This window comes from Stutzerimonas chloritidismutans (genome assembly GCF_020783375.1).
In the GTDB taxonomy this organism is placed as follows: Bacteria; Pseudomonadota; Gammaproteobacteria; order Pseudomonadales; family Pseudomonadaceae; genus Stutzerimonas; species Stutzerimonas kunmingensis.
Window position 1 is genome coordinate 580,116 of sequence record NZ_CP086067.1, and the last position, 18,549, is coordinate 598,664.

The window sequence follows — 18,549 nt, forward strand, 5'->3', positions numbered from 1 at the left end:
CAGGGTTGCGTCGCCTAGCGGCGCGCCTGCCCGCGTAGCAGGTCCTTGAGCTCGGCGATTTCCCCACGCAGGGCGCGGACCTCCTCATGCAGGTCGGCCTCGATGTGCTCGCGCGCCGCCTCGATGCTCGCCTGGGTGGCTTCGTGCTCAGCATCGGTAACCGTCTGCATCGCGTTGACGATGATCGCGATGAACAGGTTGAGCATGGTGAAGGTGGCAATCAGGATGAACGGGATGAAGAACACCCACGCGTAGGGGAATACGTCCATCAGCGGGCGCACGATGCCCATCGACCAGCTTTCCAGCGTCATCACCTGGAATAGCGTGTACACCGAACGGCCGAGGTTGCCGAACCACTCGGGGAAGTCGGCGCCGAACAGCCCGGTGGCGATCACCGCCGACACGTAGAAGACCAGCGCCAGCACCATGGCAATCGAGCCCAGGCCGGGAATGGCCGACAGCAGCGCGCCGACCACGCGGCGCATCGACGGCACCATGGTGACCATGCGCATCACCCGCAGTACGCGCAGGGCACGTAGAACGCTGAACGGGCCGCTGGCGGGCACCAGCGCGATGGCAACCACGGTGAAATCGAACAGGCTCCAGGGATCACGGAAAAACGCCGCGCGATGAACGTAGATGCGCGCTGCGATTTCCACCACGAATACGCCGAGGATCAACATGTCGAGCACTCTGAGCAGCTCGCCCCAGCTGGCCACCAGTGCCGGCGAGGTCTGCATGCCGAGGATGGCCGCGTTGATCACGATCAGCAGCAGAATGCTGCGCTGAACGGCTGGCTGCTCGATGACCTGTTGCAGTCGACGACGAGTGCTCGTTTCCACGGGTGTTGCCTGCATGATGCCTACCTGTCTGTTTCGATCATCGCCCTGCCCGCGACCGTGGGGCTACCGTTGAATACAGTCGGGCGGACGCGAGTATGGTGGCGAAGACCAGCGCGGGGAAGTGACGGCGGTGCCCGGTTCGTTTCCTCATTTGACAGCGTTCAGGCGGCGCTTTGAGCGCGGCGACAGCCTGGGTAGCCCGGTTTAACCGCGTGAAGTCGGCCTGCGAACGCCTCGCCGCCGGCCGGTCGCGGTTGCGCTGGGCGTCGATACCGGCTATGACCTCTTCTGTGCGGTGGCCTGCTAGTACCTTTGTATAACAGCCAAACGAGCTGGTGCTCCTAGAATGGGGCGAGCGACTACGTTACGGGGTTGCAAGTGCCGCATGATTTTTTGAGGTTCCGATATTGAGCGGCAAAAGACATGGGCGCTTTGTCTCCGGACATCAAGTGGCCGTCTCCCTGCCTCGTCAGGCCTGGCGAATTTCTTTGCAGAGCCTTCACGGACGAGCATTCGATGAGTTTCTGAGGTGAGTTCATGGCAACCGATCTAAACAAGTACATCCGCAACGCAGCGTTTCTCGACAAGGTCGTCTCGGCAGAAGAGGCCGCGTCGTGGATCGAGGACGGCATGACGCTGGGCATGAGCGGCTTCACCCTGTTCGGGGAGCCGAAGGTGTTTCCGAAGGCACTGTCCGAACGCGGCCAGCGCGAGAAATTCAAGGTCAACCTGTTCACCGGCGCGTCCATGGGCCCGGCAGCCGACCAGTCGATGGCCGAAGCCGGCATCATCAACAAGCGCATTCCGTATCAGGGCAACCCGGTGCAGCGCAAGAAGATCAACGCCGGCGAGGTGCTCTACATCGACCAGCACCTGTCCCATACCGCGGAACTGCTGCGTCAAGGCGTGCTGCCACAGGTCGACTACGCCATCATCGAGGCGGCTGCGATCACCGAGGATGGCCAGATCATCCCGACCGGTTCGGTCGGTAACTCGCCGATCTTCGTGCAGAACGCCAAGCACGTGATCATCGAGCTGAACACTTCTGCTCCGCGCGAGTACGAAGGCATGCACGACATCTACATTCCCGGCCCGGCCGGCGAGGATTCGCGCAAGGACATCCCGGTCTACAACGTCAGCAAGCGCATCGGCTCGATCGGTATCCCGGTCGATCCGGCCAAGGTGCGCGGTATCGTGCTGTCCAGCGAGCCGGACATTCCTTCCCCGCTGTTCGAGCCGAACGCCGAAACCCAGAAGATCGCCGACAACCTGCTGGACTTCCTGCGTGAGGAAGTGAAGCTGGGACGCCTGACCAACAGCCTGGCTCCGCTGCAGTCCGGTGTGGGCTCGGTGGCCAACGCGGTGCTGGCCGGCATGAAGACTTCCGAGTTCAAGGACCTGACCGTCGCTTCCGAAGTGCTGCAGGACGGCGTTTTCGACCTGATCGACGCCGGAGTGGTGAAGTTCGCCGCCGCCACCGCCTTCTCCCTGTCGAAGAAGCGCGTGGACAACCTGGCCTCGGACCTCGCCAAGTACGCCGGCAAGGTGGTGTTCCGTCCGCAGGAGATCTCCAACCATCCGGAAGTGATCCGCCGGCTGGGGATCATCTCCTTCAACACTGCGCTGGAAGCCGACATCTACGGCAACGTGAACTCCACGCACGTCAACGGCACCCACATGATGAATGGTATCGGCGGCTCGGGTGACTTCGCCCGCAACGCACGTATCAGCATCTTCGTGACGACCTCGACGGCGAAGGACGGCAAGATCTCCTCCATCGTACCGTTCGTCACGCATGTGGATCACACCAACCACGACGTCGACGTGATCATCACCGAGCAGGGCTATGCCGATCTGCGCGGGCTGGCGCCCGTCGAGGCAGCGGCGCGAATCATCAACAACTGCATGCACCCGGACTACAGGGCCCAGGCGCTCGCCTACCTCGAAGAGGCGAAACAGCGTGGCGGCCACACCCCGCACGTGCTGGAAAAAGCCTTCTCCTGGCATGCCAACTTCGCCAAGAACGGCACAATGCTGCTGGACAAGTAATCGGTAGGAGCCTGTGCGGCCGATGCAGCAATGCATCGGCGGCGGGCTCGAAGCGGTGCCCGAATCCGACGCCAGGCTCTGGCGTCGGATTTTTTTTCGCCGATGACGGCGCACATTTCCAGCGCGCCGGCGTCTCGGATGCGGCTCCAACCGCTCGGCTGCGTATACATCCGTCACCAAATGCAGCCAAGATAGGCCCGTGTGTTAAGCCAGGATGAGCCATGACTTCCAACGAATCCAGAACCTTCACCGTCGCCACCTGCGCTGAGGAGGCGGTCGACAAGCTGGCCGAGCTGCACGCGCAGGCCACAGCGGCGCTCAACCAGGCGCTCAAACGCTACGTAACCAGCCGCACTGAGCCCAGCGCCGCGGAGCGCAACCTGTTCCGCTACCCGCAGCTGCGCCTGACCTACGAGTGCCACGGCGAAGTGCCGGCCTCGACCCGTGCCTACGCCAAGGTCCAGGCGCCCGGCGTGTACAGCGTCACCGTGACCCATCCGGCGGCGTTTCGCGCCTATCTGCTCGATCAGCTGAAACCGCTGATCCAGGACTTCAACGTCACCGTTGAGGTCGGCATGAGCGACCGCAACATCCCTTATCCGTACGTCATCGAGCAGGGCGACGAGCTGGCCGGCACCGGCGTGACCGCCGCCGAGCTGGCGCGGGTATTCCCCAGCACCGACCTGTCCGCCGCTACCGACGATATCGCCGACGGGCTCTACGACTGGGAGCACGCTGATCCCTATCCGCTGGCACTGTTCGATGGCGCGCGGGTGGACTTCTCGCTGCGTCGGCTTGTGCACTACACCGGCAGCGATTGGCGCCACGTACAGCCGTGGATCCTGCTGACCAACTACCACCGCTACGTCGACCAGTTCATCCGCCACGGCCTCGACATGCTGCGCGACGACACCCGCTTCACGCGCATGGTGTTGCCGGGCAACGTGATCATCGAGCGCGGCATGGAGGAGGGCGAGGCGCAGGCGATCATCGGTGGCGTGATGTGGCACCGCTACCAGATGCCGGCCTACCACCTGATCGCCGACGATGGCCATGGCATTACCCTGGTCAACATCGGCGTCGGTCCGTCCAACGCGAAGAACATCACCGACCACCTGGCCGTGCTGCGCCCGCATTGCTGGCTGATGATCGGCCACTGCGGCGGGCTGCGGCAGTCGCAGTCGATTGGCGACTACGTGCTGGCCCACGCCTACATGCGCCGCGACGGCATCCTCGATCGGGTGTTGCCGCCGCACATCCCGCTGCCTGCGCTGGCCGAGGTGCAGCAGGCGCTGCAGGAATCGGCCGCGACGGTCACCGGCGAGCAGGGCGAAGCGTTGAAGAAGCGCCTGCGTACCGGCACCGTGCTGACCTATGACGACCGCAACTGGGAGCTGCGCTGGGCGCAGGAACGGCCGCTTATCAATCTGTCGCGCGCGGTGGCGGTGGACATGGAAAGCGGCACCATCGCTGCCCAGGGCTACCGCCTGCGGGTGCCCTACGGCACGCTGCTGTGCGTATCGGACAAGCCGCTGCACAGCGAGATCAAGCTGCCCGGCTCGGCCAATGCATTCTACGAGCGGGCCGTGACCCAGCACCTGAAGATCGGTATCACCGCCCTGGATCTGCTGCGCAGCCAGCTCAACTCGCTGCACTCGCGCAAGCTGCGCAGCTTCGACGAGCCGCCGTTCCGCTGAATCACCATGCGCTGCCGGCGCTTTCGTGGGAATGGACGATACTCATAGCGTTCATCCCCGCGTCAGCACCGGAGGTTCAACATGGAACAGTCGATCCACGCCTTCCATAACCTGTTCGAGCAGTTGGGCCTGCCCAACGATGATGTCTCGATCAGGCGCTTTATCGAAACCCACTCACCCCTGGCCGAAGACGTTTATCTGGCCGATGCGTCGTTCTGGACGCCAGCCCAGGCGGCTTTTCTGCGCGAGGAAATCCTCGAGGATGCCGACTGGGCCGAAGTGGTCGATCGCCTCAATGTCGCGCTGCGACGGCGCTATCACTAGGCATGGCCTGGTTCTCAGCTGGCTAGCAGCCAGGCACCGGTTAGTGCCGAAGCGGCGCCGGCGATACGCACCAGCGGCGCGGCGGCCTGCGGCAGGTAGCGCACCAGTGCATAGCCGATTGCATGCAGGGCCGCTGTAGCAGCAACGAAGCCCGCGGCATAACCCCACGGGCTGGACAGCTCTGGCAGTTCCAGGCCGTGGGCAACGCCGTGGCTGGCGGCGAACAGGGCGGTCAGCGCTGCGGCGACGACCAGCGGCGGGCGTACCGCCAGTGCCACCAGCAGGCCCAGCGCCAGGACCGAGCCGGCGATGCCGGTTTCCATCAGCGGCATTTCGATTCCGGCGAAGCCGGCCAGGCCGCCGAGCAGCATGGTCGCGACGAAGGTCATCGGCAGCGCCCAGCGCGCCTTGCCGGTCTGCTGGGCAGCCCATAGACCCACCGCGAGCATGGCCAGCAGATGGTCGAGACCGAAGATCGGGTGGGCGATACCGGACAGCACTCCGGCGTGGTCATGGCCGGGGTGAGCCAGGGCCAGCGCAGGGCTGACCAGTAGGGCGGAGGTGACCAGGATTTTCTGTACGTTCATGCGAGTTCCTCTGATTGCAAGGCTGAGAGCTGGACCGAGAAGCTGGCACTCGGTCGATTTCCGTTGATGGGCGAGGTCACGCGGCGCTGAGCATTCCCTGTTTCTCGATAAAGGCGATGATTTCCTCGAGACCCTGGCCGACCTTCTGGTTGCTGAAGACGAACGGCCGCTCGCCGCGCATCTTGCGGGCGTCGCGATCCATCACCTCCAGCGAGGCACCGACCATGGGCGCCAGGTCGATCTTGTTGATCACCAGCAGGTCGGACTTGCAGATGCCCGGCCCGCCCTTGCGCGGCAGCTTGTCGCCGGCGGAGACGTCGATCACGTAGATGGTCAGGTCCGACAGCTCCGGGCTGAAGGTCGCCGAGAGGTTGTCGCCGCCGGACTCGACGATGATCAGGTCCAGGCCGGGAAAGCGCCGGTTGAGCTGCTCCACGGCCTCGAGGTTGATCGAGGCGTCCTCGCGGATCGCCGTATGCGGGCAGCCGCCGGTTTCCACACCGATGATGCGCTCGGGTGCCAGGGCCTCGTTACGCACGAGGAACTGGGCGTCTTCCTGGGTGTAGATGTCGTTGGTCACCACGGCGAGGTTGTAGCGGTCGCGCAGGGCCTGGCACAGGGCGAGGGTCAGGGCGGTCTTGCCGGAACCGACCGGCCCGCCAATGCCGACGCGCAGGGGTTGCGTGTTCATGGGTGGTCTCCTCTGGAAGGCGGTGTGGCTGCCTTGGGGTTGCTGCGAAGGGCGTGCCGCTGCCGATTTGGGCAGGCATGGGATTCGTTGGCTGAGTGTGGTGATCGTGCCGCGAGAGCCGTGAAGGGCCAGGGATGGCCCTTGCGCGGCGACCCTCGGAGCAGCGATGAAACGAGGGATGTCGAGCGCAGCGAGGCCCGGATGCAGGGGCGAGACTTTTTGGTTCCTTTTGGGGGGCCGGCCATCCGGGCGATTGCCAAAAGGAACTTGCCCAGCAGGGCGAAACCAGAGCCGCGGGCCGACAACGATGCCGAGCCGCCCCAAGTGATAGGTGCTGCCAGCACCGAATCAGCAATCACCCTCATGACCTAAACAACCGACTGTACTGCCGCTCATGCGCCATGCTGGTCAGCACCAGTCCAAACGGCGCGCTGCCCCAGGCTGCTTCCGGCAGCTCGCTGGCCTCCCGCTGCGCCTGGCTCAGGACCGGCAACAGCTCTGAGGTCAACCGCTGCGCCGCCTGCTGTCCCAGCGGCAGGGTCTTCATCAGCACCGCCAGCTGGTTTTCCAGCCAGCCCCACAGCCAGGCTGCCAGCGCATCGGCCGGTGTGATTTGCCAGGCGCGGGCGGCGAGTGCCCAGGCCAGCGCCAGGCCGGGCTCGCCAGCGGCAGCGAGACAATCGCGAGCGGGTTGGTCGAGTTCCGGCAGGCCGTCGAGCAGCTGCGTCAGGGAATAGCCCATCTGCCGGCTTTCCAGCTGCAGTTCGCGGGTTTCGCGGCTGGCGCGGTGCTCGGCGGCGAGCTGTAACAGGCGCGGCCAGTTGTCCTGTGCCGCTGCTTCGCAATGCGCGAGCAGCAGCGGCGCCTCGAAGCGCGCGAGGTTGAGCAGCAGTTGATCCTCCAGCCAACGCCGAGCGCTGTCGGCGTCGTTCACCCGGCCGTTCTCCACCGCCATTTCCAGACCCTGGGAATAGCTGTAGCCGCCGATCGGCAGCTGCGGGCTTGCCAGCCGGAGCAGCGCCCAGGCCGAGCCGGGAGCGGCCGTCGCGTTCACGGCCGTACGCCGAACTGGTGCAGGCGCGGCGCGTAGCTGAACTCTGCCTCACCCGCGTGGGAATGGTGATGACCTCCGCCGTAGGCGCCATGCTCCGGCTGGAAGGGGGCTTCGATGTGTTCGACACCGGCGTCCAGCTGCAACAGCATGTCCTTGAGCACGTAGTCGTCGAGCAGCCGCAGCCAGCCATCGCCGACCTGCAGGGCGACATGGCGGTTGCCCAGGTGATACGCCGCGCGGGTCAGTTCGAAAGCGCTGGCGCAGGTGACGTGCAGCAGTTGCTCGGGCCGAGCACGCACGCGCACGACACGGCCATCACCGGCGAGCAGGCATTCACCATCGTGCAGCGGCGGCTGGCCGCGTTCGAGAAACAGGCCGACGTCTTCGCCGCTGGTACTGAAGCAGCGCAGGCGACTCTTGCTGCGCGCGTCGTAGGTCAGTTCAAGTTCGGCCTGCCACTCGGGGCGGGCGTCGATGCGTTGGCGAATCACCAGCATGTGCAGAGTTCCGGTCGGATCGTTTCCGGAACAAGAGCAAGTGGCTTGCCAACCGGCCCCATATATCGCGATCGCGGCGCCATTCGGGCCTGCGTGCCTGATAATGGGGCTTTGAGCGCACCGTCATAGTGCGCCAGTCGGGGTCGGGGAAGGTGCGTGCGCCTTACTGGTGCAGGTCGCGCACCATGTACACGGCAGGGATCTGGTAGCTGGCCAGGTTGCCGGCCTGCGGCGGGTCGAGTTCGTCGTGGGCTTCGTAGCCCAGACGCGACCAGAAACCGGTGGAATCCTGCACCGACACCAGTGCCGAATAACGCAGCTGTGCGGCGCCGGCCTGTTGCAGGTTGTGCCGCACCAGTGCCGGGCCGATGCCGCGGCCGGCGGCCCGCCCGGCCACGGCCAGGTCATGCAGGTAAAGGCAATCGGCTTCGCCGTCGGTGCAGAACTCCCCGTCCAGCGGCGTCACTTTACCCAGTCGCGAGTGGTAGGCGAACAGATAGGCGCACACCCCCTCGTCATCCTCGGCCACCCACGCCAACTGCGGAAATGTCGCCAGACGTGAACGGATCACCGCCTCGTCTTCCAGGACCTCGGCGGCATAGGATTCTTCCTGGATCGCCAGGACGGCAGGGATATCGCGTTCCTGCATCGCTCTCAACTGGTACATCACGGCTACACTCGAACGCCGCGAAACGCCGCGCGGCTCGGCAAAAAGCCGGCGATCATACGCGAAATGCCAGCGTTCCGCTTGCCGCCGGGCGGCGCGTCCGGGCTCAGTCAGCGCACGCAGCGGAACGGACAGGGCGGTGACGCCAGCGTCCTGGCTGGGCTGAATGGTTTCAGCTGATTGGTGCAGCGGTGCGACAAGATGACAGGCATAATGGTTAGCCTGCTAACAAGTGGCTGAGGCCTGCGTTGAACGATCACCATCACCCGCTCTACGGCGTTCTGCTGATATTGCTGTCGGGTCTGTTGCTGGCCAGTCATGACGGGCTGGCCAAACACCTCTCGGAAATCTACCCGGTGTTCCTGGTCATCTGGGCCCGTTACGTCGCGCAGACGGTGCTGATGACCGCGCTGTTCGTGCCGCGCATGGGCCAGCGCGTGTTTCGCACCCTGCGCCCGTGGCCACAATTGCTGCGCGGGTTGAGCCTGGTCAGCGTGAGTCTGCTGTTCATCAACGGCCTGCATTTCATCCCGCTGGCCGAGGCCACCGCGGTGATCTTTCTGACCCCGGTGCTGGTAACCATCGCTTCGGCGCTGCTGGGCGAGCGGGTCAGCCGCAGCCAGTGGCTGGCCGTGGGCTTCGGTCTGCTCGGGGTGGTGATTATCGTGCGGCCCGGTTCGGCGCTGTTCACGCCGGCGGTGCTGTTGCCCTTCGGCGCGGCGCTGTCGTTCACCGTGTATCAGCTGGTGACCCGGCGCCTGGCCGGTACCGACCACCCGGTGACCAGCAACTACCTGACCAGCCTGGTCGGCTGTGTGACCTTGAGCGTGCTGGTGGTCTTCAACTGGCGTACGCCAACGCTGCACGACGCGCTGCTGATGGGCGCGCTCGGTGGCATGGCGATGCTCGGTCACCTGCTGCTGACCAATGCCTTCCGCTTCGCCAGCGCGGCGACGCTGGCGCCGTTCACCTATGGCCAGATCGTCTTCGCCGGGGTGGTCGGCTATGTCGCCTTCGATCACGCGCCGGATGCCGGGGCGCTGATCGGCATGGCGGTGATCATCGCCAGCGGTCTGTGCATGGCTTATGTGCAGCGCCGCCAGGGGCCGGCGGAGGGATAACCCGCGAAAATGTGTCATTCGGCCGACCAGGCAGCTTCTCAACAACACTGAAATGAAAAGACAGGGCGAATCGACCCTTGCGTGCACCCATGGAGCCTATATGCCGCGACTCTCTCATCACGACCTGCGCCGCAACTTTCGCGAGCTGCTGAACGCCGACCGCTGCTTCCACACCGCCTCGGTGTTCGACCCGATGTCCGCGCGCATCGCCGCCGACCTCGGTTTCGAAGTGGGCATCCTCGGCGGCTCGGTGGCCTCGCTGCAGGTCCTCGCCGCGCCGGACTTCAACCTCATTACTCTGAGCGAGTTCGTCGAGCAGGCCACGCGTATCTGCCGCGTCGCTCAGCTGCCGGTGCTGGCCGATGCCGACCATGGCTACGGCAATGCGCTGAACGTGATGCGCACCGTTTCCGAACTGGAGCGCGCCGGGATTTCCGCGCTGACCATCGAGGACACCCTGCTGCCGCCGAAATTCGGTCGCCGCTCCACCGACCTCATCGGCATGTTCGAGGCGGTCGGCAAGATCCGCGCGGCGCTGGAGGCGCGGGTCGATCCGGAAATGGCCATCATCGGCCGGACGAATGCCGGCGTGATCGGCTTCGAGGAAGTCATCGCCCGCGCCCAGGCCTACGAGAAGGCCGGCGCCGATGCGATCTGCCTGGTCGGCATCGAAGATTTCGACCACCTGGAGAGCATCGCCAGCCAGCTCAGCAAGCCGCTGATGCTGGTCACCTACGGCAACCCCAACCTGCGCGACAACGCGCGGCTGGCGGCGCTCGGCGTGCGCATCGTGGTCAACGGCCACGCGGCCTACTTCGCGGCGATCAAGGCGACCTACGACTGCCTGCGCGAGCAGCGCCAGGTCGATGCGCTGGACCTGAACGCTTCGCAGCTGTCGGTCAAGTACTCCACCGCGGACGAGTACGTCGTCTGGGCCGAGGAGTACATGCAGGTCAAGGAATGAGGCGCGCTCAGAACAGCTGACGCTCGGCGCGGAAGGTTAGCAGCCCGTCGCAACGCGGGTTCTGTCCCGAGTAGGCGCTGCACGCCTGGCCGCTCAGGCTGGAGTCACTGTAGGACAGGTTCAGCTGCAGGCCCAGCCAGGGCCGCGAGAGGTCGAGCGACCAGTCGCTGAACATGTCCACGCTGTCGCCACCGCCAAGATAATGCGGTGTGGCCAGCGCGTGGCTTGAGTACTTCACGCGGACGCCGACGGCGAAAGGCGTCACCGTGCCCAGGTCCAGATAAAGCGTGCTGTCGGTGCGCCCGGCGGCACTGTTCAGCGCCGCACCGAGACGGCGATCGCCCAGCGTCAGGCCACCGTAGTATTCGTGTCGATCCCATTCGGGCAGGTCCGGAAAGCTGTAGCGCATCAGGCCGATCTCGTAGCCGAGTTGGTCATGATCGTTCTGCTGCACATAGCCGAGATAGGAATTCACCTCGAGTTGCCTACCGTCGACCAACCCGACGCTGGGGGACCACTGCCCGACATATAGCCCGCTGGCATGGGTGAGATCGAGGCCGCCATGGAATGCGTTGCCGGTGCTCGGTTGCACCAGCCCCTGCGCCATGTTGCGGGCGGGCTCGGTGCCCAGTTTGAGGTCGAAGGTGCCCAGTTCGCGCTCGAGCACCTGTGGTTCGCTGGCGCAGCCCGCTGCCAGGAGCAGGCTGGTTATGATCGGTAAGATGCGCTTCATGCTGGCTGCCCTGCCGGTTCGCAAATGCCCGAGGCGCTGAGCCGTCGGCGTGAACCGGGGCAGGATAGGCGACTGTGCCGCTCGGGCAGCGCCATCCGTCGATTGCCCGGCGTCATTCGATGGGCGGTATCGCCTGGGGTGAGCATCCGCCCGCGCAATGACTCCAAAGCAGAACAGCATCGAACCGATGGGGGAGGTGAGCATGGCTACAGGTTGGGCAGGTGACGGTGCCGTCCAGGAGCAGATCGACAGTACCGTCGAAGACGCAGTGCAGCGCGCCCGCAGCAAGCTCGCCCGCGGCGAGAGCCTCAAGCATTGCGAGGAGTGCGGCGCGGCCATTCCCGAAGCGCGGCGCCAGGCAGTGCCCGGCGTCAGGCTGTGCATCAAGTGCCAGGCCGAGCAGGACAAGGAAGACGCCAGGTTCAGCGGCTACAACCGCCGTGGCAGCAAGGACAGCCAGCTGCGTTGATCAGGCGCGCCGCAGCGGCATGCGGAAGGTGAAGGTGGTACCGGCTTCGGCGCTGGAGGTTACCCGCATGCCGCCGCCATGGGCTTTGGCCACCTGATCGACGATGAACAGCCCGAGCCCAAGCCCGTTGCGCGAGGTGTCGTCTTCTTGGGAATAGGCATGGAACAGTTGTTCCAGCCGTTCAGCTGGGATCGGCGTGCCGCGGTTGTGTACCAATAGCTGGAAATGCCCGTCGACTATTTCGGCTTTCACGATCACCGGGCCGGTACTGGCGCCATGGTGCAGCGCGTTGGTGATCAGGTTGGCCAGCAGTTGGGCGATCCGGTCCGGGTCGCACTCGAACACCGGCAGCTCCGGCAGTTGGTCAAGCAACACCCGGCGTGGATAGGCGGTACGCAACTCGTTGACCACCTGCGATAGAACAAGATGCAAGTTGGCCGAGGCCGTCCAGTTCAGCGGTATGCCATTGCCCAGCTGGCCGCGGGCGAAATCCAGCAGGTCGTCGACCATGCGCGAAGCGCGCTGGCTGGAGGCGCGTACATGCTCGGCAAGCTGTTGCGTGCCGCGTTCCGTCGAGCGCCGGACCAGCAGATCGCTGGCCGCCTGGATCGAGGCCAGCGGAGTGCGCAGGTCATGGCCGAGCAGCGCGATGAACTGCTCGCGCTGGTGGCCAGTGATGCGCTCGTCGGCCAACGCTGCACGGGTGGCCTGCTGCTGCCCCTCGGCTTCGATCTGCAGGGTCAGCAGGCGCGCGAAGGATTCGAACATTGCCCGCGTTGCCGGGCTGGACAGGTCGCGTGGCAGTGGATCGAGCGCACAGAGCGTGCCGAAGAAACTGCCGTCGGCGCGCAGCACCGGCACCGAGATATAGCTTTCGAAGCCATACATCTGCGGCGTGTGATGGTTGCAGTAATCGGGGTCGGCGCTGACCTGGCTGATGATGATCGGCTGGTGCGAGGCGTGGATCTCGCTGCACAGCGTCGTGGTGATATCCAGCTCGCCACCGACCTTCAGGCCGAACTCGATGCGATCGAGCACGGCGCAGGCGGTCCAGTTCGACTCGGTGACGCGGGCGACCGCAGCGAAGCGCAGGCCGGTGGTTTCGCTGACCACCTGCAGGATGGCCGGGACGGCGCTGATGCGTTGCACGGTAAGCAGGTCGTCGAGGATGGATCGCACCATCTGCAGGCCCTGAGCGGCGAAAAAAAGGCCGGCCACTTTAACATGGTCGACCTCTTCTGCAGGCTGCGCTCAGCCGAGCGGAGCGGGTTGCGCCGCGCCGGCGAGCAGCGACTGGTTACGCATCAGCGCGTAGTGCAGCACCCCGCCGAACAGCGCGCCGAGCAGCCAGGCGAAGCCGGACAGGCTCTCCAGGCCCGGCACCCACACCGAGGCCACCGAAAACAGCGCGCTGACGCCGAAGGCGATCATCGCCTTGCGGTTCCAGCCGGCATTGAAGTGGTAGATCCCGCTGCGCTCGGTGGAGAACAGCTGCTGCAGATCGAGATGCTGGCGGCGAACCAGGTAGTAGTCAGCGACGATGATGCCGTACAGCGGCGCCAGCACCGCACCCAGCGTGTCGACGAAGGCGGCGATACCCACCTCGCTGATGAAGGCCACCCACAGCGCGCCGATGAAGAAGGCGATGGCCGCGGTAATGAAACCGCCGGTACGCGCGCTGATCCTGGCCGGTGCCAGGTTCGCGATGTCGTAGGCCGGCGGTATGAAGTTGGCGACCAGGTTGATGCCGACCGTGGCGGCAAAGAAAGTGATGGCGGCCACCACTGTCAGGGTCACGTTGTCGATGCGCGCGACGATGTCGGTAGGGTTGGTCAGCGTTTCGCCGAACACCACCACGGTCCCGGCGGTGATCACCAGCGCGATCAGCGAGAAGATCGCCAGGCTCACCGGCAGACCGAGGAAGTTGCCGATGCGCATCTGCCGTTCGCTCTTCACGAAACGGGCGAAGTCGCCGTAGTTGATCACCACGGCGGCGAAGTAGGCGACCATGGTGCCGACCACCGCGGCGAACGCGGCGATCGGTCCGCCGGCGTGCTCTCCGCTGCCGCTGAAAATGTCGCCGAGGGCGCCGAGCAGGCTCGGGCCAGCCTGATACCAGATGGCGATCATCAGCACGATCATTACCAGGTAGACCAGCGGGCCGGCCCAGTTGAGAAAGCGCGTTACCCAGTCGACGCCACGGACGAACAGTGCCACCTGAAACACGCAGACGATCACGTAGGCGGCCCAGTCGATGGCGGTCAGGCCGAGCAGCATAGCGGCCTGTGGCTCGCTGCCGAGCAGTGTCCGCAGCAACAGGGCCACCGCGGTCGAGGCGAAATAGGTCTGCACGCCATACCAGAAGATCGCGACGATGCCGCGCACCACCGCCGGGAAATTCGCGCCGCGTACCCCCATGCTCGCCCGCGCCATCACCGGGAACGGAATGCCGTACTTCACGCTGGGCTTGCCGGTGAGCTGCACCAGGCCCATGACGATGAAACCCGCCAGCACGATGCCCGCCAGGACCGCCCAGCCATTGAGGCCGTAACTGATGAACAGCGTGGCTGCGAGGGTATAGCCGAACAGACTCTGGATGTCGTTGGACCACACATTGAAGATCTCGAACCAGCCCCATTTGCGCTCAGCCGGGGCAAGTGGCGCGAGATCGGCGTTGTACAGGCTGGGATCAATCTGCTTGATCTGGAAATCGTCATGGTTCATGGGAGGGCGCTCTGAGCAAGACTGTGGATTTTTTGTATGCAGTTCTTGTTCCGCGTAAGGCAGAGCTCGCGAATTGACCGGCTGTGGCGCAGCGCGCTACGTCGCCAACCCCTGGATTCTAGGGGCTTTCAGACAATTCGCCTGGTTTTTTTGTATACAGAAAAGGTGGCGAGTTTAGGCAGGTAGAGTGCAAAGCCCTGTCTGCGGATGCGCCGCTCGAGAGCCTGAGGTGCGTGCAGTGCACCAGCAGGGTGCTTTCCGATGGCACATAAAAAAGCCAGGCCTGCGTGGGGCCTGGCTTTCCGACCGAATCGGCCGATGGACGCGATTACTGCTGGGTAACGATCGCGGTGTTGTTGCTGCCGGTCTGGCTGACGCTGGCGTAGTCGGCGAAGCCTGCCTGGGTCACGGTCGCGAAGTTGTCGGCGCCGGTCTGCAGCAGCACGGCCTGGCTGGAATCGCCGAACTGATCGACCAGCGCGAGGTTGCCGTCGCCCTGCTGCTCCAGGTCGACGGAGTTGCCGATTCCGGCCTGATCGATATCGGCCACGTTCATGTTGCCGGTCTGGATGAGATCGACGATGCCTTCCTGGCCGCTCTGGGAGATCAGTGCTTCGTTGCCCTCCCCGAACTGATCGACAATGGTGCTGTTGTACGCGCCGTCCTGGATCAGCACCACATCGTTGCTCATGCCGTCCTGGGTCACGTCGGCGCTGTTGGCAAAGCCGGCCTGCTCGACGATCGTGCTGTTGTCCCGGTCGTACTGACTGATGAACACCTCGCCCTCGACGCCGGTTTGAATGACATCGGCCTGGTGCAAGGCACCCTGCTGAGTGACCTCGGAAAAGTTGTCCTGGCCGAGCTGGGTGGTCGTGGCGCTGTTCTGCTGCGAAGCGTCGGTCTGATAAATGTACGAAGCCTGGCCGACGCCTTCCTGGTAGACATCGGCGATCTGGTCAACACCGTTTTGTTCGATAACCGCTTCACTGCTGGCCGCAATAGCCTGGGTGGCAGAGACGGCGAGTACAGCAGCGAAAAGCGCGTTGGTTTTGAACATCGATTGTTTCTCCGTAGGATTCAGTCAATCGCGCCGCTGGTTTTTCAGCTGACGCGGTTACCCGAAAACGCCCGCTTTCCCCTCGAACGCGACACCGGCAATGCCTCCCGCCAGCCACGGTAGCCGGTGGTCGCTGCGCATCCATGCATCCCTGGGTAGAGCGTTGCGCTTGGGTTGTCAGACGGTAATTCCATGCCCGACTTTCCCAATCCATCGAACGGTTGATTCACTCGCGAACCGACGAAGTGCAGCGCGAGCATCGACCTTGCAACGATGGTCAAAACGCGCGCTGGCTGGAAGGCAATTGGCCCTCCGTCCCGGCGCGCTGCCGATCACAACCGGTCGATCAGAACCGGTCGATCAGAACAAAAAGTAGCGCTGCGCCATCGGCAGCACCTCGGCCGGTTCGCACCAGAGCAACTGCCCATCCGCGCGCACCTGATAGTTCTGCGGGTCGACCTGAATATCCGGCGTGTAGTCGTTGTGGATCAGGTCTTTCTTCTGCACCGAACGGCAGCCCTTCACCACGCCGATCTTCTTTTTCAGCCCCAGTTGCTCGGGCACGCCGGCCTCGAACGCGGCCTGGCTGATAAAGGTAAAGCTGGAGGCATGCAGCGAGCCGCCGTAACTGGCGAACATTGGCCGGTAGTGCACCGGTTGCGGTGTCGGGATCGAGGCGTTGGCGTCCCCCATCAGGCTGGCGGCAATGGCGCCGCCCTTGAGGATCAGCGTCGGCTTCACGCCGAAGAAGGCCGGGCGCCAGAGCACCAGGTCGGCCCACTTGCCCACTTCGACCGAGCCCACCTCATGGCTGACGCCGTGGGTGATCGCCGGGTTGATGGTGTACTTGGCGATGTAGCGCTTGGCGCGGAAGTTGTCGTTGCCGGCGCCATCACCGGGCAAGGCGCCGCGCTGCTTCTTCATCTTGTCGGCGGTCTGCCAGGTGCGGGTGATCACTTCGCCAACACGGCCCATGGCCTGGCTGTCGGAGCTGATCATCGAGAACGCACCCAGGTCGTGAAGGATGTCTTCGGCGGCGATGGTTTCGCGACGGATGCGGCTCTCGGCGAACGCCACGTCTTCGGCAATGCTTGGGTCGAGGTGGTGGCAGACCATGAGCATGTCCAGATGCTCGTCGATGGTGTTGCGTGTGAACGGCCGCGTCGGGTTGGTCGAGCTGGGCAGCACGTTTGGGAAGCCGCAGGCCTTGATGATGTCCGGCGCGTGGCCTCCGCCGGCACCCTCGGTGTGGTAGGTGTGGATGGTGCGGCCCTTGAACGCGCCGAGGGTCGTCTCGACGAAGCCGGATTCGTTCAGGGTGTCGGTATGGATCGCCACCTGCACGTCGTACTGGTCCGCCACGTTCAGGCAGTTGTCGATGGCGGCGGGCGTGGTGCCCCAGTCTTCGTGCAGCTTGAGGCCGATGGCGCCGGCCTTGACTTGCTCGATCAGCGGCTCGGGCAGCGAGGCGTTGCCCTTGCCGGTAAAGCCGATGTTCATCGGGAAGGCGTCGGCGGCCTTGAGCATCATCGCCATGTGCCAGGGGCCGGGTGTCACCGTGGTGGCGTTGGTGCCGGTGGCCGGTCCGGTGCCGCCGCCAATCATGGTGGTGACGCCGCTCATCAAGGCCTCTTCGATCTGCTGGGGGCAGATGAAGTGGATATGCGAGTCAATGCCGCCGGCGGTGAGGATCATCCCCTCGCCGGCAATCACTTCCGTCGCGGCGCCGATGGCGATGGTCACGTCCGGCTGGATGTCCGGGTTGCCGGCTTTGCCGATGGCGGCGATGCGGCCGTCCTTGAGCCCCACGTCGGCCTTGACGATGCCCCAGTGGTCGAGGATCAGCGCATTGGTGATTAGCGTGTCGACCACATCCGCGGCGCACAGCTGGCCCTGGCCCATGCCGTCACGGATCACCTTGCCGCCGCCGAACTTCACTTCCTCGCCATAGGTGGTGAAGTCCTTTTCGACCTCGATCCATAGCTCGGTATCGGCCAGGCGCACCTTGTCGCCGACGGTGGGGCCGAACATGTCGGCGTAGGCTTGTCTGCTGATCTTCATCGGGGCTCCTTGGTCGGTCCCTGTATTGGCTCTGCCCTCACCCCAACCCTCTCCCGGAGGGAGAGGGGGGCTGACCGGCGTTGGTCCATTCCGTCGCGGTGGCTGCTTTTCTCCCTCTCCCCTTGGGAGAGGGCTGGGGTGAGGGGCTTTTAAAGCGCGCCCATCACTCGCCCGGCGAAACCGAACACCCGGCGATCGCCGGCCAGCTCGACCAGTTCCACCTCGCGGCTCTGTCCCGGCTCGAAGCGCACCGCGGTGCCGGCCGGGATGTTCAGACGCATGCCGCGCGTGGCGGCGCGGTCGAAGGTGAGCGCGTCGTTGGTTTCGAAGAAGTGGTAGTGCGAACCGACCTGGATCGGCCGGTCGCCGCTGTTGGCCACGCAGAGGGTCAGGGTGCGGCGGCCGGCGTTGAGCTCGATCTCGCCGTCCTGGATCTGGTATTCGCCGGGAATCATGGTTGGGACGTCCTGTTCAGGGTCAGTTGCATCATGGTCAGGTCCAGCCAGCGGCCGAACTTGCAGCCGACTTGGCGCATCTGGCCGACGTGGATGAAGCCGAGCTGCTGGTGCATATGCACCGAGGCGCGATTCTCGCTTTCGATAAAGGCGACCATCACGTGCTTCTCGAGCATCCGGGCGCGCTCGATCAGCGCCTTCATCAGGCTGCGGCCGATGCCGCTGCCGCGGTGGTCGGGGCTCACGTACACCGAGTTCTCCACGGTGTGGCGAAAGCCGTCATGCGGGCGCCAGGGGCCGAACGAGGCATAGCCGGCCACCTGGCCCCCCTCATCGATGGCCACCAGCACCGGGTAACCCTGATCGTGGCGCTCGGCCAGCCAGGCGCGGCGGTTGTCGAGGTCGACGATCCGGTCGTTCCAGATTGCCGTGCTGTTCTCTACCGCGTCGTTGTAGATCCGCAGGATGCCTGCGAGGTCGGTGTCCAGGGCGTCGCGTATCTGCACGTTGAGTTCCTTCAAAAGCGGTTCAAGGTCGTTCGCAGTAGACATTGACCC

Annotated in this window: 19 protein-coding genes; 6 read left to right on the forward strand and 13 right to left on the reverse strand. The window is 64.6% G+C overall.

Annotation, left to right across the window (positions count from 1 at the left end; genetic code table 11):
- Positions 1-14: 14 nt before the first annotated feature.
- Entirely contained in the window at positions 15-857 is an 843-nt protein-coding gene (locus LLJ08_RS02620; protein WP_044314081.1) for an ion transporter, read from the reverse strand.
- 522 nt (positions 858-1,379) lie between these two features.
- On the opposite strand from LLJ08_RS02620, the gene LLJ08_RS02625 reads away from it, so the two are divergent.
- The 3 genes from LLJ08_RS02625 (at position 1,380) to LLJ08_RS02635 (ending at position 4,912) form a co-directional block, all read left to right on the forward strand.
- Positions 1,380-2,891: a succinate CoA transferase gene (locus LLJ08_RS02625; protein ID WP_023444942.1), complete on the forward strand. Its 1,512-nt coding sequence runs from the start codon at positions 1,380-1,382 to the stop codon at positions 2,889-2,891.
- A 221-nt stretch (positions 2,892-3,112) separates the two neighbouring features.
- Complete coding sequence (gene amn / locus LLJ08_RS02630; RefSeq protein ID WP_041015914.1) at positions 3,113-4,588, forward strand: AMP nucleosidase; 1,476 nt, start codon at positions 3,113-3,115, stop codon at positions 4,586-4,588.
- Between the two features lie 81 nt (positions 4,589-4,669).
- The gene (locus LLJ08_RS02635) at positions 4,670-4,912 is read left to right on the forward strand and encodes a DUF2789 domain-containing protein (protein ID WP_014818983.1); all 243 of its coding nucleotides are present in this window, start codon (positions 4,670-4,672) and stop codon (positions 4,910-4,912) included.
- 14 nt (positions 4,913-4,926) lie between these two features.
- On the opposite strand, the gene LLJ08_RS02640 is transcribed toward LLJ08_RS02635, so the two are convergent.
- From LLJ08_RS02640 to LLJ08_RS02660, 5 genes are all read right to left on the reverse strand, one after another.
- Positions 4,927-5,499, reverse strand: a complete 573-nt coding sequence (locus tag LLJ08_RS02640) for a HupE/UreJ family protein (RefSeq protein WP_228208143.1) — start codon at positions 5,497-5,499, stop codon at positions 4,927-4,929.
- A 76-nt stretch (positions 5,500-5,575) separates the two neighbouring features.
- Positions 5,576-6,190 carry an urease accessory protein UreG gene (gene ureG / locus LLJ08_RS02645; RefSeq protein ID WP_014818985.1) on the reverse strand — a complete coding sequence of 205 codons (615 nt, stop codon included), beginning with the start codon at positions 6,188-6,190 and terminating at the stop codon, positions 5,576-5,578.
- Positions 6,191-6,551: 361 nt separating this feature from the next.
- Positions 6,552-7,244 carry an urease accessory protein UreF gene (locus LLJ08_RS02650; RefSeq protein WP_228208144.1) on the reverse strand — a complete coding sequence of 231 codons (693 nt, stop codon included), beginning with the start codon at positions 7,242-7,244 and terminating at the stop codon, positions 6,552-6,554.
- Complete coding sequence (ureE, locus tag LLJ08_RS02655; RefSeq protein WP_228208145.1) at positions 7,241-7,741, reverse strand: urease accessory protein UreE; 501 nt, start codon at positions 7,739-7,741, stop codon at positions 7,241-7,243. Before ureE ends, LLJ08_RS02650 begins: the two co-directional genes overlap by 4 nt.
- Positions 7,742-7,904: 163 nt before the next feature.
- Complete coding sequence (locus LLJ08_RS02660) at positions 7,905-8,390, reverse strand: GNAT family N-acetyltransferase (protein ID WP_041015919.1); 486 nt, start codon at positions 8,388-8,390, stop codon at positions 7,905-7,907.
- A 266-nt stretch (positions 8,391-8,656) separates the two neighbouring features.
- Between LLJ08_RS02660 and LLJ08_RS02665 the strand changes: the two genes are divergently transcribed.
- Complete coding sequence (locus tag LLJ08_RS02665; protein WP_014818989.1) at positions 8,657-9,529, forward strand: DMT family transporter; 873 nt, start codon at positions 8,657-8,659, stop codon at positions 9,527-9,529.
- Between the two features lie 100 nt (positions 9,530-9,629).
- Positions 9,630-10,493 carry an isocitrate lyase/PEP mutase family protein gene (locus tag LLJ08_RS02670; RefSeq protein WP_003301755.1) on the forward strand — a complete coding sequence of 288 codons (864 nt, stop codon included), beginning with the start codon at positions 9,630-9,632 and terminating at the stop codon, positions 10,491-10,493.
- A gap of 7 nt (positions 10,494-10,500) precedes the next feature.
- Here LLJ08_RS02670 and LLJ08_RS02675 read toward each other — a convergent pair whose 3' ends face one another.
- The gene (locus LLJ08_RS02675; RefSeq protein ID WP_228208146.1) at positions 10,501-11,226 is read right to left on the reverse strand and encodes a TorF family putative porin; all 726 of its coding nucleotides are present in this window, start codon (positions 11,224-11,226) and stop codon (positions 10,501-10,503) included.
- Between the two features lie 202 nt (positions 11,227-11,428).
- Here LLJ08_RS02675 and LLJ08_RS02680 point away from each other — a divergent pair, with 202 nt between their 5' ends.
- Positions 11,429-11,695 (forward strand): DksA/TraR family C4-type zinc finger protein, encoded by a 267-nt coding sequence (locus tag LLJ08_RS02680; protein WP_003301757.1) that lies wholly within the window; start codon positions 11,429-11,431, stop codon positions 11,693-11,695.
- Here the strand turns inward: LLJ08_RS02680 and LLJ08_RS02685 are convergent, their stop codons facing one another.
- The 6 genes from LLJ08_RS02685 to LLJ08_RS02710 all read right to left on the reverse strand — a co-directional run bounded on the left by LLJ08_RS02685 (position 11,696) and on the right by LLJ08_RS02710 (position 18,543).
- Positions 11,696-12,877: a GAF domain-containing sensor histidine kinase gene (locus tag LLJ08_RS02685; RefSeq protein ID WP_228208147.1), complete on the reverse strand. Its 1,182-nt coding sequence runs from the start codon at positions 12,875-12,877 to the stop codon at positions 11,696-11,698.
- A gap of 69 nt (positions 12,878-12,946) precedes the next feature.
- Positions 12,947-14,419 (reverse strand): NCS1 family nucleobase:cation symporter-1, encoded by a 1,473-nt coding sequence (locus LLJ08_RS02690; RefSeq protein ID WP_228208148.1) that lies wholly within the window; start codon positions 14,417-14,419, stop codon positions 12,947-12,949.
- 328 nt (positions 14,420-14,747) lie between these two features.
- Positions 14,748-15,476 carry a hypothetical protein gene (locus tag LLJ08_RS02695; protein WP_228208149.1) on the reverse strand — a complete coding sequence of 243 codons (729 nt, stop codon included), beginning with the start codon at positions 15,474-15,476 and terminating at the stop codon, positions 14,748-14,750.
- A gap of 360 nt (positions 15,477-15,836) precedes the next feature.
- Positions 15,837-17,537 carry an urease subunit alpha gene (gene ureC / locus LLJ08_RS02700; RefSeq protein WP_014818995.1) on the reverse strand — a complete coding sequence of 567 codons (1,701 nt, stop codon included), beginning with the start codon at positions 17,535-17,537 and terminating at the stop codon, positions 15,837-15,839.
- 149 nt (positions 17,538-17,686) lie between these two features.
- The gene (locus LLJ08_RS02705; RefSeq protein WP_014818996.1) at positions 17,687-17,992 is read right to left on the reverse strand and encodes an urease subunit beta; all 306 of its coding nucleotides are present in this window, start codon (positions 17,990-17,992) and stop codon (positions 17,687-17,689) included.
- Entirely contained in the window at positions 17,989-18,543 is a 555-nt protein-coding gene (locus LLJ08_RS02710) for a GNAT family N-acetyltransferase (RefSeq protein WP_014818997.1), read from the reverse strand. The genes LLJ08_RS02705 and LLJ08_RS02710 overlap by 4 nt, the downstream gene beginning before the upstream one ends.
- Positions 18,544-18,549: the final 6 nt, after the last annotated feature.